Here is a 16,844-nt window from a genome sequence, read left to right as displayed (position 1 = left end):
AAAATGAGCGAAAAAATAATCGGCTATTATACGCAGAAAGCTGCGAAAACATAAGCCATTGCCATGAACTTCAATGCATTGTTACAAGTTTATTGATGATGTTTTTTTAAACAGTTGTTTTCAGTAAAATAAACGACTCAAATCCAGGTCGATATATGAATATTTCATATATTTATTTCAATAAAATTGCACTTTTACTCATATGTGAAAATGCTACACTCAAGCCATAAACTTAAACAAGAAGATCAAACAGAATGAGTTATAAAGCAGAAACCCTTGCGATTCATGCAGGTTATACCCCAGAAGCAACCACCAAAGCTGTGGCAGTGCCGATTTACCAAACCACGTCTTATGCCTTTGACAATACTCAACATGGGGCCGATCTCTTTGATTTAAAGGTTCAGGGCAATATCTATACCCGAATTATGAACCCGACCACTGCGGTTCTGGAACAACGTGTCGCAGCACTGGAAGGTGGAATTGGCGCGCTGGCTTTGGCCTCTGGCATGGCTGCGATTACTTATGCGATTCAGACCATTGCGGAAGCGGGTGACAACATTGCTTCTGTGTCAACGCTTTACGGAGGTACCTATAATCTTTTTGCGCACACCCTGCCCAAACAGGGTATTGAAGTCCGTTTCTTTGATTATGAACAACCGGAAAGTCTGCATGACTTGATTGATGAAAAAACCAAACTGGTTTTTGTGGAATCGATTGGTAACCCGCTGGGTAATATTATTGATCTGGAAGAAATCTCTAAAATTGCGCACGAATATGGCGTGCCGGTCATTGTCGATAATACTGTTGCCACCCCAGTACTACAAAAATCTTTCGACTTTGGTGCGGATATTGTGGTGCATTCCCTGACCAAATATATCGGTGGTCATGGTAATTCAATTGGCGGCATTATTGTGGATAGCGGCAAATTCCCGTGGGGTAAATACCCTGAACGTTTCCCTGCCCTGAATACGCCTGATCCAAGCTACCATGGCGTGAACTATGTCGAAGTTTTGGGGGAAGCAGCATATATCGCACGTGCGCGTGTAGTGCCACTGCGTAATACCGGCGCTGCGATCAGTCCGCAGAATGTGTTTTTGATTCTGCAAGGTCTGGAAACTTTAAGCTTGCGTATGGAACGTCATACCGAAAATGCACTGAAAGTCGCTGAATATCTGCAAAAACATCCTAAAGTGAAATGGGTCAATTACGCCGGCCTGAAAGATCACCCACAGCATGCCTTGGCACAGAAATATGTGAAAGGTAAACCTTCTGCCATTCTGACCTTTGGGGTAGAACATGGTCTCGAAGGCGGCACACGTTTTATTGATGCCCTACAATTGTTCACCCGTCTGGTCAATATCGGCGACGCTAAAAGTCTGGCCTGCCATCCGGCGACTACTACGCATCGTCAGCTCAATGCCGAAGAGTTAAAATCGGCAGGCGTCAGTGAGGATATGGTGCGTTTATCCATTGGGATTGAACATAGTGATGACCTGATTGCCGATCTGGAACAGGCGCTGGCGGCCGTTTAAAAAGGTGCCCGAGCCGCTTCGAAACCTCATCATTTTGGTGAGGTTTTTTTATTTATTTTCTAAAACAGCCACTTGCTTTACTTTTTATTTTCATGTTAAAAGTTAAATGAAAGAGTGAACACAAATAGAGCAATTACTCTAATTTTTATTTTAATTTCAATACTTTAATTTATAGATTTTCCTGAAGAATTGGTTATCATATCTGGACTCACCTTTGCTCTCATCTTCTGTTAGAGCGCCATAGACCTTTAATAAAAATAATTTGAACGCTGACTTCAAATTAGGGATAACAAACGTGAAAACTAGACTACACAAACAACTGGAAAAACGTGTTGCAGGTAAAACCGTCCTGATTACCGGTGCATCCAGCGGTATTGGTTTAACGACAGCACATCAACTGGCTGATGCAGGTGCCCATGTTTTACTGGTGGCCCGTACTCAGGAAACCCTAGAACAAGTAAAATCAGAAATTGAAGCCAAAGGCGGCAAAGCCTCAATCTTTCCATGTGATTTAAACAATATGGAAGCGATTGATGAAGTTTCCAAACAGATTATTGCCTCAGTCGATCATATTGATATTCTGATCAATAATGCAGGACGTTCGATCCGCCGTGCCGTGCATGAGTCAGTAGATCGTTTTCATGATTTTGAACGGACCATGCAGCTGAACTATTTCGGCGCCGTGCGTCTGGTGATGAATATCCTGCCGCAAATGATGATTCGTCGTGCGGGTCATATTATTAACATCAGCTCAATTGGTGTACTGGCCAATGCCACCCGCTTTTCGGCCTATGTTGCTTCAAAAGCTGCGCTGGATGCCTTTAGCCGCTGCCTGTCTGCAGAAGTACATTCACATAAAATCGCAATCACATCGATCTATATGCCTTTGGTGCGCACTCCAATGATTGCGCCAACTAAAATTTATAAATATGTCCCAACGCTTTCTCCGGAACAGGCGGCTGACCTGATTGCCTATGCGATTGTGAAACGTCCGAAGAAAGTGGCAACCGGTTTGGGCCGTCTGGCTTCCATTACCTATTCCATTGCCCCAGATATCAACAATGTCTTGATGTCGATTGGTTATAACCTGTTCCCAAGTTCAAGTGCATCTGTGGGTCAACCGCAAAAATTGAACTTGGTGCAAAAAGCATATGCGCGTCTGTTCCCGGGTGAACACTGGTAATTTTTTATATGGTTTTCATACGAATAATTTAATGGAAATGCGAGCCACCTAAAGAGCTAATGCCAGTCAGTTAAATAATTGACTGGCATTTTCTTTTTAAATTCAAGATTACATTTGATAGGTGGAAAAGTCATCCGCAACTGTTTGAGGCAGGACTACATTAAAAAGTGATTTTTTCTGCGATAAATTTACTAGTGGATGGTGGCTGACGAGTTTTGCGGATGACAAATGCCTTTGGTTACTTTGGGCGAAACCAAAGTAACAAATGATTTACAAATATTTGATTTAAAACGCTAAGACTCCATCGTGAACGAATAAAAAGTTAAAGAGTCTATTTCTAAATTCTTTAACTGATAAGTATTAGCCAACAGGGCTGATTTTTAATGTCTCAGAATTAAAATATCTAGGTAAAAGCAGATCAATCTGGATAACACACGACACAGCCTGTCCTTTCAAGCACAGATTTTTGCCGCAAATGCTGCGAGATCACGTACACTATCAGCGGATATTTCCTATCCGTATTTTTATATTTTGATTGAAATGATGGAAACCCTTATGAACAACGCGCAATGGCTCGATGAAGTAAAATTTAACGAACAAGGATTAGTCCCTGCCATTGCCCAGCATCATCAAACTGGACGTGTGTTGATGGTAGCCTGGATGAACCGTGAAGCTTTGGCTTTAACTGCCGAAAAAAATCAGGCAGTGTATTTCTCTCGTTCACGCAGCAAGTTATGGCATAAGGGCGAAGAATCAGGACATTTTCAGACCGTACATGAAATCCGTCTGGACTGTGATGCCGACGTGATTGTGCTGCAAATTGAACAGCATGGTGGTATTGCCTGCCATACCGGCCGTGAATCATGTTTCTATCGCAAGCTCACGCCAATGGGCTGGGAAATTGTCGATGCACAGCTGAAAGATCCGTCTGCGATTTATGGTGAAAAATCCACGAATCCGCATACGCTGGCGATGCAAGCGTCAACCGCGCAATCTGAGCAGGTCGAAGTCCTGTCTTATCTGGGCCAGATGATGGCAGAACGCAAACAGGCCGATCCGGACTCCTCTTATGTGGCCAAGCTGTATCATAAAGGCCTGAACAAGATTCTGGAAAAAGTCGGTGAAGAAAGCTTTGAAACCGTGCTGGCAGCCAAAGACTTTGATCAGGATGCTTCGGCAGACCATAAAAATGATCTGATCTATGAAGTGGCAGATCTGTGGTTCCATACTATCGTCATGCTCGGCTATTTCGATCTGGATGTGCAATTGGTATTAAATGAACTGGCACGCCGCCAAGGCTTGTCCGGTCTGGTCGAAAAAGCCAACCGTCAGCATTAAGCCTTGAATTCATCTGTGTCTGATTTAAAAAAACCGACCGCGACCTATGAGCAGGCCACTGCCATTGATAACGCACGTCTGGGTAAATCCTTTAAGGTGATTGCCTATGCGGGCACAGGTAAAACCACTACCCTGCAAATGATCAGTGATGCCATGCCACAAAGACGTGGCATGTATCTGGCTTTTAACAAGGCCATTGCCAGTGAAGCGCAGGCCAAGTTTCACCGGGGTGTCGATTGCCGTACTTTTCACTCGCTGGCGTTTCGCAGTGTTCCACGTGGAGTCACTGACAAACTGCGCTTGCCACGCTTGAGTCCAAGTTTTATTGCCAAAGAATACCGGCTTGAACCGATGACGATGCGCCGTATGATGGGTGGGCGTTATGAAAAATATGTCTTGATGCCTTCGCGTCTGGCAAGCTTGGTCGCCAATGCTGTTGGTTATTTCTGCTCGACCAGTTCGCAATACCCTGCCCCACGGCATATTCAGGCGCCGAGCTGGTTGCATCCGGATGATATCGAGACTTTACAGCAGAAACTTTATCCGGCAGTCGAACGACGCTGGCTAGAGTCGATTGATCCAAATCATCAGGCCGGCATCGGTCATGACATTTATCTGAAGCTCTGGGCGCTGTCCGAGCCAAATATCCCGGCCGATTATGTACTATTCGATGAAGCTCAGGATGCCGATCCCTTAATGCTGGGAATTCTACTGAAACAGCGCAGCACCCAGGTGATTTATGTCGGAGACGCGCATCAGCAGATTTATGCCTGGCGTGGCGCAGTCAATGCCATGCAGCAACTGCCCTTACCTGAATCGCGCCTGACCACCTCATTTCGTTTTGGTCCTGAAATTGCCCTGAATGCCAATGCCATTTTAGGTGCCTTAAATGAAACTGTGCCTTTACTCGGCAATCCGCAATTAGACTCTAAAGTCGTGAATAAACCGCATACCAAAATGCGCGATGCAATTTTATGCCGGACCAATGCTCGTGCAATGGAATTGTTATTAGCGGGTTTAGTTCGTGGCGATAAAGTCAGCCTGCAAGCCGATCACGTCAAACTGAATCGTTTTGTCGATGCGGCTGCCATGCTGAAACAGGGCAAACGTGTGGTTGATGTGCCGGAACTGGCCTGGTTCAACTCCTGGCATGATGTCCATGAATACTGTGAAACTAATGAAGGCAGTGACATCAAGCCACTGGTCAAACTGGTGGACGAACATGGCACCGATCCGCTGAAAAAAGCTCTGGCTAAAATCACACCAATTGCCCAGGCCGACTATATTATTTCCACGGCACACAAGGCCAAAGGTCTGGAATGGGATCGGGTTCATATTGAAGATGACTATCAGTTTAAGCTGAATGAAAAAGACCATAAAATTAGTGATGAAGAATTAAGATTACTTTACGTGGCCTGTACACGTGCTAAAGTGAGTTTAAATATTCATCACATTTATGACCTAATTCAGCAACTGAAAATCAAGATGCCGCAGTCGCTTCGGCAGGCAGTCGGTTAAAGTGCATGGCATGGATGTAAACATCATGGGACAGGTGATCTATGCACATCCAAGCGTTTCAACTGAAACACACACTGCATTTTTCCGACATTCAGCTTCAGTTTAATTATCCGCAATGCCCGGCCACCTTGATTCTGGGCAATCAGGGAACTGGCAAAACTACGCTTTTACGTTTTAGCTATCAGGCACTGACCTGGTTTGCAGCCCGTTATCGCGACAGCCGTGCTGCAGGTCTGGTGATGCAAGATCAGGACATCATGCAAAACCGGCTGCAATCCAAAATTGACATCCGGATTGGTTTTCCTGAAGAGATGGGCAGCTTGCCAGAATCCAGTCAGTCTGAGCCTGCGAACCTACAAAGCTGTTCATGGCAAATCTACAAGACCCTAAACAGTCAGGGTCTGGGTTTTAGCAAAGCAGAAACCTCACAGCTTGAGAGCGTGCTCAGCCTGTATCACAAAGCCCGCTTGCACGATCCCCTGCTCGGTTTGCCGCTAATTGCCTATTATCCGGCTGAACGCTTTACCAATGAAGTCAATCTGCTCAGCAAAAATAACCCGGCCATTCTCCAGTCCGCACATGCTTATGAAATAGCTGCAATTCCTTTCACCACCTTTGCCCGTTTTTTTGAATGGTTTCGTGAAATCAGTGATATTGAAAATGCGCAAAGTACCAAGGTTATGAACCAGATTTTGGCGCGTGCCTTGCAGCAGCCTGAGAACATCGGGGGAGATAAACTGGCCCGGCAGATCGAGAAAGCCCAGGCACATCTGCATGCGCCAAATCTCACCGCTTTAAAACAGGCCCTGTCGCTGGTCCTGCCAGAAGTCAGCCAGATATATTTAAAATACCAGCCCAAGCTGCAATTGATGGTGACCTATCAGCAACAAACTTTCACGTTCCAGCAACTGCCCAACAGTATCCGCAACTGGATTGCGCTGGTGGGTGACATTGTACGGCGGCTTTGTCTGTTGAATACCAACAGTTTATTCCCGTGTCAGGAAGGTACAGGCGTTTTGTTGATTGATGCAATTGATCATCAACTGGATCAGGAGATGGCAGCAGTGATCCTGTCACGCCTGCATCAGGCTTTTCCTAACTTGCAGATTATTGCGACCGGCAACCGGCCTGAATTACTGGAACAGGCGCAAGGCTTTCAATGTCTGAAACTGGAAAATAAACAGCTGCACCCCATTCATCTTGAAAGTATGAAAACCCAGTTTGATCAGATCTACGCAGAGCTGGAACTGCAGCGAAATAAAGATATCTCGCCCGAAGATACTTTATTGGAAACGGTCACCGAACCCATCACACCGCTTGCAGTATTGCAAATGATTCAGCAACAGTTAAATCCCGAACAACAGCAGGAACTGCTGGCCCTACTTACTCAGGAGTACCATCCGACGCTACCTCAGTCGCTCTAAACAGATTCAAAAAATAAGCGCGATTGTTTGAGTCAATAAGGGAGCCTTTTCCAGCATTCTGTTTTTACTAGGATTGAACTGTTTTGAGTCAAATTTACAATCAATGCCTGCAATTTAATCTTAATTTTCGGTCACTTCTGGATGATCTGTTTAAGCATGCAGCGCCTGTTAAAACCGAGCCGGCGTATAATTTATAAGTTCCACATAAAAACGTTGATGTTGTTGTTATCCTGTAATATGATCGGTTTTATTTGCGAATTTCATTGTAAAATCGGAATTTGCTATCGTTTATAAGTTGCGCAATACAACTGTTTTATATTCTTTTTGAATATTCTTTTGGCTTTCAAGATTGAGAAGTTTGGGTCGCTCCTTGTGGTCCTGTAATCCTTGAAAGATAAAGATTCACCTTAGGTTGATCAAAACCTAAATCATGACAATGGATACGAGTGTGCTGCCGATTATTATATTGTTACCGTTAGTATTAGGCACAACCCTTGTCTCGTGGCTGAAGCAATTTTCGCGCGGGGTAACGGCTTTAGGGGCAATTGGTGTCAGCCTCAGCAGTTTCTTATTATTATTGAGTCAGGCGCCCGCCATATTTGATGGTGCAGTGATTACCCAGACCTGGTCCTGGCTGCCCCAGCTCGGCATCGATTTCAGTTTTCGCCTGGATTCTCTGGGACTGCTGTTTGCCTTGCTGATCAGCGGAATTGGTACACTGATTTATATTTATGCCTATTATTATCTCAATCCAAAAAATTCACTGAGCAAACTGTATCTCCTGCTGATGCTATTTATGGCGGCGATGCTCGGAATTTCATTGTCGAATAACCTGATTATCTTATTGATTTTCTGGGAACTGACCAGTATTTCATCTTTCCTGCTGGTGGGTTACTGGAGCAATTACGAAGCGGCGCAACGTGGTTCGCGTATGGCCCTGACCATTACCGGAATGGGTGGTCTGGCGATGCTGGGCGGTTTTGTCCTGCTTGGTCAAATTACCGGCACTTATCAGCTTGACCAAATCCTGACGATGACTGAGCAGATTCAGTCCCATCATTTATTTGTTCCAACCTTGTTGCTGATTTTACTTGGTGCCTTTACCAAAAGTGCGCAGTTCCCGTTCCACTTCTGGTTGCCGAATGCCATGGCTGCACCGACACCGGTCTCTGCCTATTTGCACTCGGCCACCATGGTCAAAGCCGGTTTATTCCTGGTCGCACGTTTGCTCCCGATCTTTGCCGGCGCTGCACTGTTTCATAATATTGTGACCTTTGTTGGTCTGTTTACCCTGTGCATGGCCTCCTTCTTTGCCATTTTTAAGGAAGACCTGAAAGGTTTGCTCGCCTATTCCACCATCAGCCATTTAGGTCTGATCATGTGTCTGCTCGGGATTGGTTCACCATTGGCTGTTGCAGCAGCGATTTTCCACATTATTAACCATGCCACCTTTAAAGCGGCACTGTTTATGATTGCCGGCATCATCGATCATGAATCCGGTACCCGTGACTTACGTAAATTGTCTGGCTTGTGGCAATTACTGCCCTTTACCGCAACACTGACCATGATCACGGCAGCATCCATGGCGGGTGTACCGTTGACCAATGGTTTCCTGTCCAAAGAAATGTTCTTTACCGAACTGGTCGCCAGCTTGAGTGGTCCACTTATGGTCGGCTCCGCTATTTTCGCAACATTGGCCGGGATTTTTGCGGTGGCTTATTCCATTCGACTGGTGCATGGGGTCTTTTTCGATGGTCCGTTAGGCAAGCAGGTCCCGAATAAAGATGCACATGAACCTGCGTTTGGTATGCGCGCACCGGCCACTTTGTTAGCAATTTTATGTATTTTAGTCGGTCTATTGCCCGCTCTTCTGGTGGAAAAAATTGTCAATAGCACCACTCAAGCCACCACCCAGAATTTTGCCTTTGAAGGCACTCATCTGGCGCTTTGGCATGGTTTCAACCTGCCCCTTCTGATGAGTGTGATTGCTCTGCTCGGCGGAATAATCTTTTACTTTTCTCTCGCCAAAGGTGGCGCCTTACGTGAAATCGACTTGGATCCAAAACTGGGCCGCTTACAGGGCCGGATACTGTTCGATCTATTTTTGAAAAATTTGCTGCTGAATTCACGTCGTTTCCGCCGTGCCACTGAAAATGGCAAATTACAAAGCTATTTATTATGGATTGTGATTTTTACCGTCGGCCTGGTGGGATTCCCATTACTCAGCAATGCGGTGGGTACGGGTACGCGCGAGCTGACCCATGCTCCTGCCCTGGCGATTATCTTGTGGTTACTGCTATTCTCGGCTTGCTGGATGCTGCTGTGGTTCCATCATGAACGGATTAAAGCGGTACTGATTAGCGGTGCAGTCGGTCTGGTCGTCACCATGGTCTTTATCGGCTTTTCGGCGCCCGATCTGGCACTGACCCAGATTACGGTCGATGTGGTCACCACGGTTCTGCTCCTGATGAGTTTATCTTTACTGCCGCAGTTAACCCCATATGAATCGAGCCCGACCCGTCGCTGGCGCGATGCCATTATTGCCTTGGGCGGCGGTCTCGGGATTGCGGCAATTGCCTGGCTGATCATGACCCGTGATCACAATTCCATTTCATGGTTCTTCCTGCAACAGTCCATTCCTCTGGGCGGCGGAACCAATGTGGTGAATGTGATTCTGGTCGACTTCCGTGGTTTCGATACCTTCGGCGAAATTACCGTCCTGGGGATTGCCGCAATTGGTGTACTCAGCTTGATGGATGGCATGCGTGCGCATGGTACCACCATGACCCAAGGCCTGACCTATCGTTTTAATCCTTCCCCGCTGATGTTGCGTATTACTGCATCCTGGATTTTGCCGGTCGCGCTAGTGGTCAGCCTGTATATCTTTTTGCGTGGCCATAACCTGCCGGGCGGTGGATTCATTGCCGGACTGGTGACTTCACTGGCACTTATTATTCAATATATTGCAGTGGGACAGGACAAAACCGAACAGTTGCTTGGCGCCAAATCCGGTCGCCTGTATGAAATCTGGATCGGGATCGGCTTAACGATTGCAGGGTTGACCGGAATCGCGGCCTGGTTCTGGTCACGTCCATTCCTGACCAGTGCACATATTTATGTCTCTCCGCCCATCATTGGAGAAATGCATCTGGCTTCGGCTGCACTGTTTGATGTCGGCGTCTATGTCACTGTTGTCGGTGCGACCATGCTGATGATTTCGGTCTTGGGCGATTCACGTCACTCAAGCATGACTGGCCCCGTACCAAGAGGATAATAGAATGATCAGTTTAGAATTTTTATTAGCCTCTGCGATTGGCCTGCTGACAGCCACAGGCATTTATCTGATCCTGCGTGCCCGTACCTTCCCGGTGGTATTGGGCTTGGCCATGATTGGTTATGCGGTCAACCTGTTTTTATTTGCCATGGGCCGGATTCAGATGAATTCGCCTGCAGTATTAACCGAAGCCGCGAATGTGACTGACCCTCTACCTCAGGCACTGGTGCTGACGGCCATCGTGATTGGCTTTGCCACCACTGCCTTTATTGTCCAACTGGCACTGCGTAGCCGCTACGAATCAGGAACAGACCACGTTGACTCAAAAGAAGATATCCCCCAGATTGATCCACGTGAGGATGAGCCTTAATGACTGATCTTCTCAATTTCTGGACTCAACATACTCCTATTTTCAGCATTCTTTTGCCGGCCTTTACCGCTTTTACCTTGGTACTTTTGGGAAATCCGGGTGCAGGCTCTCTGATCACGGACTGGCGTCAACCTTGGCGTCGTGGTATCAGCCATCTCTCGGGAATCTTGGGCCTGATCATTGCCGTTAGCTATCTGATAAACAGCAGCGAGGGCCAAATCAGCGTATACACCCTCAGCGAATGGGCAGCACCATTCGGGATCGTGCTGGTGCTGGATCAGCTCTCGGCCATGATGCTGGTGTTGACCTATGCGCTCGCCTTGCCTGTGGTCTGGTATGCCAGCAAAGAATGGGACTTACGCGGCCGTTATTTCCATGCCATGGTGCATTTCCTGCTGATGGGTTTGACTGGTGCATTCCTAACCGGTGACTTGTTTAACCTGTTCGTATTCTTTGAAATTTTGCTGATGGCGTCTTATGTACTGCTGTTGCATGGACAAGGTAAGGCACGTTTTCAGCTGGGAATTCACTATGTCACCATTAACCTGCTGGCGTCTGCGCTGTTCCTGATTGGACTCGGGATGATTTATGGCAGTGTCGGCAGCCTGAATATGGCTGATGTGGCCCGTTTGCTGCCAACCCTTGCAGAAGATCAGCATAAACTGGCGGTTGCTGGTGGCTTGATGCTGTTTGTGGTGTTTGGAATCAAAGCAGCAATGCTGCCGGTGGGTTTCTGGTTACCCAAAACCTATGCAGTAGCCACGACTCCTGTTGCCGCGCTCTTTACCATCATGACCAAAGTCGGGGTTTATGCGATTTTGCGGATCAACGGCACGGTTTTTGATGATGAATATAGCCATCAGATTCTGATGAACTGTCTGCTAGTGATTGGCCTGGTCACATCCGTCTATGGGGTGATCTGTGCGATTGGCACCGAACGTCTGCGCCGTTTTGTCGGTTTTATGGTGCTGTCTTCAGTCGGAACGATTTTGGTGGCCATTGGCCTGAATAATACTGCGGCTTGGGCGGGTGCGCTATATTACCTGGTACACAGTACCCTGATTGCGGCCGCATTTTATATTCTGTCGGGTTGGATTACCTCACAGCGTGGCGAATTTAAAGATCATTTTAAAATCGCCCCACTGATGAAACAGAACAAGCTGGTTTCGATTGTCTATTTCATCATCGCCTTGATGATGGCAGGCCTGCCACCGTTTAGTGGATTCTTCGGTAAAATCTTTATTTTGCAGGCTTCTGCTAATTCAGATTATCAGATGATTATTATCCTGACCATTTTGCTGGTAAGTTTTCTCAGTATTCTGGCTTTTACCCGGGTCGGTTTTATCCTGTTCTGGCGTTCGAGCAGACCTGAAGATGATCTTGATTCTGAAGAGTTTCATAAATATGAAGCCCTGCCGAGTAAAGCGCCGGCACGCAATGACCGGGTGATTTATATATTGCTCGCGAGCTTAACCGCCTACGTGGTGTTTGCCGGACCGATTTATCAATATAATTATCAGACTGCGGAACAGATCAAAAAAAATTCGGTCTATGAAGCCGCACTGTTAAAACCAGATGCAGAAGGTCAGTTTATTAGCGTGCAGCCATTCGATCCGAAGTATTTGCCAGAAACCAAATATGGTGGTGAGGTGATAGATCCTAATGCGCATCTGATTCCTTATGTGATTTCAGAAGCGACCTTGAAAGGTGAACATATTTCAGAATTCAAGCAACGCCAGATTGACCAGCAGCATATTGAACAGACCGAATATGATGATAATCAACTTAAACCGGCGGAGGGACCTTAATGGCTGAATCATTATTTCAACGCTGGTTCCCACATCCGCTGGTTTCTGTAATTGTGGGACTGAGCTGGGTTTTACTGGCACACAGCCTGGACGCTGGAACCCTACTGATGGCCTTGCTACTCGCAGTCATCATTCCACGTATGGTCGAACCCTTTATTGACTATACCCCCAATATCCAGTGGACTCCTGCCCTGCACCTGTTCTTCGTCGTAGTTTGGGATATTGTCGTAGCTAATATTAAAGTCGCAAAACTGGTGCTTGGTCCAACCAAGAACCTGCATCCGAAATGGTTCCGTGTGCCTTTAGATACCGAACATGAAGAAGTCAACACCTTGCTGGCGATGATTATTACCACCACACCGGGCACGGTATCTGCAGGGATTGACCAGGATCGTGGTGATATTCTGGTGCATGCCTTAAGCACAGATGATGAAGCGGCCGAAATCGAGCTAATTAAGCAGCGCTATGAACGCCCGCTCATTGAGATTTTTAATGCACGATCAGGAGAAAAAGCATGACGATTCTACCTTATGCATTATTGATTTGTCTGGGTGCGGTCACCATCTCCATGTTACTGTGTCTGATCCGTCTGATTACCGGTCCCTCTATTGTTGACCGCCTGTTGGCACTGGACACCCTGTTTCTGAATGCCACCTGCCTGGTGGTGATTTTAGGCATTTACTGGAGCAGCACCTTTCTGTTTGAAGGCGCTCTCTTGGTCGCGATGCTGGGCTTTGTCTCTACCGCAGCCTTGGCGCGTTATTTTACCACTGGCCATGTCATCGACTAGGAGTTTTTAAATGTCTTTAATTTTAGAAATACTGGTGTCGATTTTTCTATTGATTGGTGCTTTCTTTATGCTGGTCGGCGGAATTGGGATGGTGCGTTTGCCCGATCTGTTCATGCGTCTGCATGCACCGACCAAATCCAGTACTTTGGGCCTCGGCAGTTTTTTAATTGCGGCGATGATTTTCTCTGCCATGTATGGCCGTTTCGGTTTTGCTGAAGTGCTGATTACCCTGTTTGCCTTTATTACTGCGCCGGTATCCGCCAATCTGATGGCACAGGCTGCATTGCATTTGCGGTTACGCTCTTTGAGTGGCGAAGTGCCGGAAACGCTGGAACGTCCCCTGCCTTGGCAGCGTTCACGCCGTCGTACCTTTTATGAAAAGAAAATCAATCGCAATGATGATTTAGATTAATTGAGCAAGCGATTCCAGTTCTCCCAAATCTCAAAATAGAGAGATAAAAAAAGCCACCCGAAGGTGGCTTTTTTAGTCCTAAGACTTATTCATCATCTTTTTTTGCTTCAGCTTCAGGTAAGTCCTTCACTGCTTCAGCGATCAGACCAAACATATAGTTACCATATGCATTGGTCTTATCGTAATGGAAACGTAGACGAGGCGTAATACGGGTTTTGATACGACGACTCAGCTCGTGGCGCAGGAAACCAGATGCTTTGTTCAACACATCCAGAGTTTCTTTATTGGCCTCTTGGCTTTGCTCATCGCCAAGTTCACGTCCCATCACAGTGACATAAACTTCCGCATATCCCAGGTCTGGGCTCACCTTCACCGCAGAGATGGTCACCAGACCACCTAAGCGTGGATCTTTCAGCTCCTGACGGATCAGTTCGGACAACTCGCGTTGTACTGTATCCGCCATACGCTTCAGACGTTGACTACCCGCCATTAAAGACTCCGTTTAATCAATTGAACATCGTACACTTCGATCTTATCAAGTGCTTTGATGTCTTTATAGCCTTTCACCGCAAGACCACATTCCATACCGGCACGAACTTCTTCAACCACTTCTTTGTAGCGACGAAGAGATTCAAGCTCGCCCTGGAACACAACCACGTCATCACGTAATACGCGAATCGGTTTGTTACGATGCAATACGCCTTCAAGTACCATACAGCCCGCAGCCGCACCAAACTTACTTGAGTGGAATACTTCACGTACTTGTGCAACACCCAGAATCGTTTCACGATGTTCTGGTGCAAGCTTACCGCTCATTGCTGCTTTCACATCATCAATCAATTGATAGATGATTGAGTAGTAACGAATGTCGATACTGTCTGCATCTGCTTTTTGACGCGCAGCGTTGTCCGCACGTACGTTAAAGCCGAGTAGAACTGCTTCTGAAGATTCAGCCAGTGTCACGTCAGACTCAGTGATCGCACCTACACCAGAACCGATGATACGTACTTTAACTTCGTCAGTCGCAAGCTCAGCAAGTGCAACGTGTAATGCTTCCAAGGTACCGCGTACGTCAGTTTTCAACACAACGTTCACGATAGGTACATCTTTCTTGCCCATAGACGCCATGATGTTTTCAAGACGCATTGCAGATTGACGCTCAAGACGTTTTTGACGTTCACGATCCATACGCGCATCGGCAACTTCACGTGCTTTCTTCTCGTCGCTCACCACAAGAACTTCGTCACCAGCCATTGGCGCTTCTGGAAGACCCAGAATTTCCACTGGAATCGAAGGACCTGCAGATTTGATACGCTGACCATTTTCATCCGTCATCGCACGAACGCGACCATAAGATGAACCGGCAAGAACGAGATCACCTACTTTCAATGTACCGTTTTGAACCAGAATAGACGTTACCGCACCACGGCTGTTGTCTACACGTGCTTCAATTACGACACCTTGTGCAGCGCCTTCTTCCGATGCTTTAAGCTCTAGAAGTTCAGCTTGAATCGAAATAATATCAAGAAGTTCATCAATACCTTGACCAGTATGTGCAGAAACCATTGCCACTGGAACGTCACCACCCCATTGTTCTGGCACGATTTCTTTCACAGTCAATTCATTCAGAACGCGATCTGGATCAGCAGATTCTTTATCCATCTTGTTGATTGCAACAATGATTGGTGTACCTGCAGCACGTGCATGGTCAATTGCTTCTGCAGTTTGTGGCATTACACCATCATCTGCTGCAACAACCAGAACCACGATATCTGTTGCTTTCGCACCACGTGAACGCATTGCAGTAAATGCTGCGTGTCCCGGAGTATCAAGGAATGTAATCATACCTTTATCAGTAGTTACATGGTAAGCACCGATATGCTGTGTGATACCGCCCGCTTCCCCAGCAGCCACTTTGGCACGACGAATACGGTCAAGCAGCGATGTCTTACCATGGTCAACGTGACCCATAATGGTAACAACAGGCGCACGCGTAGATTGCGCACCACGTGCTTCTTCAGCTGCTTCAAGCAAGTTATCTTCAGCTTGTGTATCAGAAACCAGTACCGGGTTATGGCCCATTTCCTCAACAACAAGTGCAGCAATTTCTTGATCAATCGCCTGGTTCTGAGTAACCAATTCACCCATTTTCATGAGTGATTTAATCACTTCACGAACCTTAACTGCCATTTTCGCAGCCAAGTCAGCAACGACAATCGTTTCACCGATTTCAACATCGTAAACCTGTTTTTTCACAGGTTTTTCGAAGCCGTGCTTGTTGCCCTGGCTAGTTTTTAAACCGCGCTTAGGCTGTTTGCTGAAGCTTTGCTCTTCCTGACCACGACGACCACCTTTTTTAGGTGCACGCGCGCTCGGCGTATTCGTACCACGTTTGATTTCGCGGTCTTCTTTGGCAAAAGAGTCTTCATATGCCTGACCAACAAGGCCGGCAGCCAAAGGAGAATCATCCACAACACGAATGGTTGCAGTGGTATCTTCCGCGGTGTACTTAGACGCCATTTGACGCATCTGTTCAAGCGTACGTTGCTGCGCTTCTTCAGCCGCTTTACGACGTGCAGCTTCTTCAACAGCTTTCAATTTTGCTGCTTCTGCTTCACGCGCCTTCTTCTGTTCAGCAGTTTCAGTTGGTTTAACAACTTGCTTCACAATCGGCTTGTTGGTTGATTTGCGTTTTACCACAACTGCCGCTTTAGAAACTTCTTGCTTGTCGCTGGTTTGCTTTGCAGCAGCACGCATCGCTTCTAGAGCTTTATTGGCGTTATTTACGCCAGTTGTTGGAGCTTCAGCAGAAGCTTGCGCTGTATTCTGCTCAGGCGCAGCTTTGGCCTGTTGCTCAGCCTTGGCTTTCGCCAATGCTTCTGCTTTGATCTGTTCTGGATCCGGCTTAACAAATGTATGCTTCTTGCGAACTTCTACATTAATCGTTTTCGCCTTACCTGAAGTACTGGCTACTTTAGCCGTACTAGTCGTTTTACGTTTCAACGTGATTTGCCCTGCTTGGCTTTCTGAACCCTGTGACTTTTTCACATGGCTCGTCAAGCTGTCTTGTTGTTCGGTGGTAATAATATCGTCAGCTTTACGCTGTGGTAAACCTGCCTCACGAACCTGCTCTAGGAGCTTCTCAACTGGACGACCCACATTGAGGGCTAACTCTTTAATCGACTTGTCCGTCAT

Annotated in this window: 13 protein-coding genes; 11 read left to right on the top strand and 2 right to left on the bottom strand. The window is 46.8% G+C overall.

Features of this window, described 5'->3' with window-relative positions; translation table 11 throughout:
• Positions 1–254 precede the first annotated feature (254 nt).
• The 11 genes from NI465_RS04015 (at position 255) to NI465_RS03965 (ending at position 13,649) form a co-directional block, all read left to right on the top strand.
• Complete coding sequence (locus NI465_RS04015) at positions 255–1,532, top strand: O-acetylhomoserine aminocarboxypropyltransferase/cysteine synthase family protein (protein WP_253144391.1); 1,278 nt, start codon at positions 255–257, stop codon at positions 1,530–1,532.
• 295 nt (positions 1,533–1,827) lie between these two features.
• Complete coding sequence (locus NI465_RS04010) at positions 1,828–2,715, top strand: SDR family NAD(P)-dependent oxidoreductase (protein ID WP_174894126.1); 888 nt, start codon at positions 1,828–1,830, stop codon at positions 2,713–2,715.
• A 555-nt stretch (positions 2,716–3,270) separates the two neighbouring features.
• Positions 3,271–4,053: a bifunctional phosphoribosyl-AMP cyclohydrolase/phosphoribosyl-ATP diphosphatase HisIE gene (gene hisIE / locus NI465_RS04005; protein ID WP_180037265.1), complete on the top strand. Its 783-nt coding sequence runs from the start codon at positions 3,271–3,273 to the stop codon at positions 4,051–4,053.
• Positions 4,054–4,068: 15 nt separating this feature from the next.
• Positions 4,069–5,571 (top strand): UvrD-helicase domain-containing protein, encoded by a 1,503-nt coding sequence (locus tag NI465_RS04000; RefSeq protein WP_253144390.1) that lies wholly within the window; start codon positions 4,069–4,071, stop codon positions 5,569–5,571.
• Between the two features lie 41 nt (positions 5,572–5,612).
• Positions 5,613–6,995 carry an ATP-binding protein gene (locus NI465_RS03995; RefSeq protein WP_253144388.1) on the top strand — a complete coding sequence of 461 codons (1,383 nt, stop codon included), beginning with the start codon at positions 5,613–5,615 and terminating at the stop codon, positions 6,993–6,995.
• 436 nt (positions 6,996–7,431) lie between these two features.
• Positions 7,432–10,269 carry a monovalent cation/H+ antiporter subunit A gene (locus NI465_RS03990; RefSeq protein ID WP_180086870.1) on the top strand — a complete coding sequence of 946 codons (2,838 nt, stop codon included), beginning with the start codon at positions 7,432–7,434 and terminating at the stop codon, positions 10,267–10,269.
• 4 nt (positions 10,270–10,273) lie between these two features.
• Complete coding sequence (locus NI465_RS03985) at positions 10,274–10,639, top strand: Na+/H+ antiporter subunit C (RefSeq protein ID WP_114541783.1); 366 nt, start codon at positions 10,274–10,276, stop codon at positions 10,637–10,639.
• Positions 10,639–12,447, top strand: a complete 1,809-nt coding sequence (locus NI465_RS03980; protein ID WP_253144385.1) for a monovalent cation/H+ antiporter subunit D — start codon at positions 10,639–10,641, stop codon at positions 12,445–12,447. The genes NI465_RS03985 and NI465_RS03980 overlap by 1 nt, the downstream gene beginning before the upstream one ends.
• Positions 12,447–12,965, top strand: a complete 519-nt coding sequence (locus NI465_RS03975) for a Na+/H+ antiporter subunit E (RefSeq protein WP_253112238.1) — start codon at positions 12,447–12,449, stop codon at positions 12,963–12,965. The genes NI465_RS03980 and NI465_RS03975 overlap by 1 nt, the downstream gene beginning before the upstream one ends.
• Positions 12,962–13,237, top strand: coding sequence for a monovalent cation/H+ antiporter subunit F (locus NI465_RS03970; RefSeq protein ID WP_005108490.1), 276 nt, complete (start codon positions 12,962–12,964; stop codon positions 13,235–13,237). Before NI465_RS03975 ends, NI465_RS03970 begins: the two co-directional genes overlap by 4 nt.
• 10 nt (positions 13,238–13,247) lie before the next feature.
• The gene (locus tag NI465_RS03965; RefSeq protein WP_005108489.1) at positions 13,248–13,649 is read left to right on the top strand and encodes a Na+/H+ antiporter subunit G; all 402 of its coding nucleotides are present in this window, start codon (positions 13,248–13,250) and stop codon (positions 13,647–13,649) included.
• Positions 13,650–13,734: 85 nt separating this feature from the next.
• Here NI465_RS03965 and NI465_RS03960 read toward each other — a convergent pair whose 3' ends face one another.
• Positions 13,735–14,139, bottom strand: a complete 405-nt coding sequence (locus NI465_RS03960) for a ribosome-binding factor A (protein ID WP_004281108.1) — start codon at positions 14,137–14,139, stop codon at positions 13,735–13,737.
• Positions 14,139–16,844, bottom strand: coding sequence for a translation initiation factor IF-2 (gene infB, locus NI465_RS03955; protein WP_180086794.1), 2,706 nt, complete (start codon positions 16,842–16,844; stop codon positions 14,139–14,141). Before infB ends, NI465_RS03960 begins: the two co-directional genes overlap by 1 nt.

Source organism: Acinetobacter lwoffii, from assembly GCF_024129855.1.
GTDB lineage: Bacteria > Pseudomonadota > Gammaproteobacteria > Pseudomonadales > Moraxellaceae > Acinetobacter > Acinetobacter lwoffii_L.
This window is presented reverse-complemented; position numbering and strand designations above follow the sequence as displayed.

Coding starts and splice junctions, on each gene's coding strand:
- NI465_RS04015 (WP_253144391.1), top strand. CDS start 255: ATGAGTTATAAAGCAGAAACCCTTGCGATTCATGCAGGTTATACCCCA.
- hisIE (WP_180037265.1), top strand. CDS start 3,271: ATGAACAACGCGCAATGGCTCGATGAAGTAAAATTTAACGAACAAGGA.
- NI465_RS03995 (WP_253144388.1), top strand. CDS start 5,613: ATGCACATCCAAGCGTTTCAACTGAAACACACACTGCATTTTTCCGAC.
- NI465_RS03990 (WP_180086870.1), top strand. CDS start 7,432: ATGGATACGAGTGTGCTGCCGATTATTATATTGTTACCGTTAGTATTA.
- NI465_RS03985 (WP_114541783.1), top strand. CDS start 10,274: ATGATCAGTTTAGAATTTTTATTAGCCTCTGCGATTGGCCTGCTGACA.
- NI465_RS03980 (WP_253144385.1), top strand. CDS start 10,639: ATGACTGATCTTCTCAATTTCTGGACTCAACATACTCCTATTTTCAGC.
- NI465_RS03975 (WP_253112238.1), top strand. CDS start 12,447: ATGGCTGAATCATTATTTCAACGCTGGTTCCCACATCCGCTGGTTTCT.
- NI465_RS03970 (WP_005108490.1), top strand. CDS start 12,962: ATGACGATTCTACCTTATGCATTATTGATTTGTCTGGGTGCGGTCACC.
- NI465_RS03965 (WP_005108489.1), top strand. CDS start 13,248: ATGTCTTTAATTTTAGAAATACTGGTGTCGATTTTTCTATTGATTGGT.
- NI465_RS03960 (WP_004281108.1), bottom strand. CDS start 14,139: ATGGCGGGTAGTCAACGTCTGAAGCGTATGGCGGATACAGTACAACGC.
- infB (WP_180086794.1), bottom strand. CDS start 16,844: ATGACGGACAAGTCGATTAAAGAGTTAGCCCTCAATGTGGGTCGTCCA.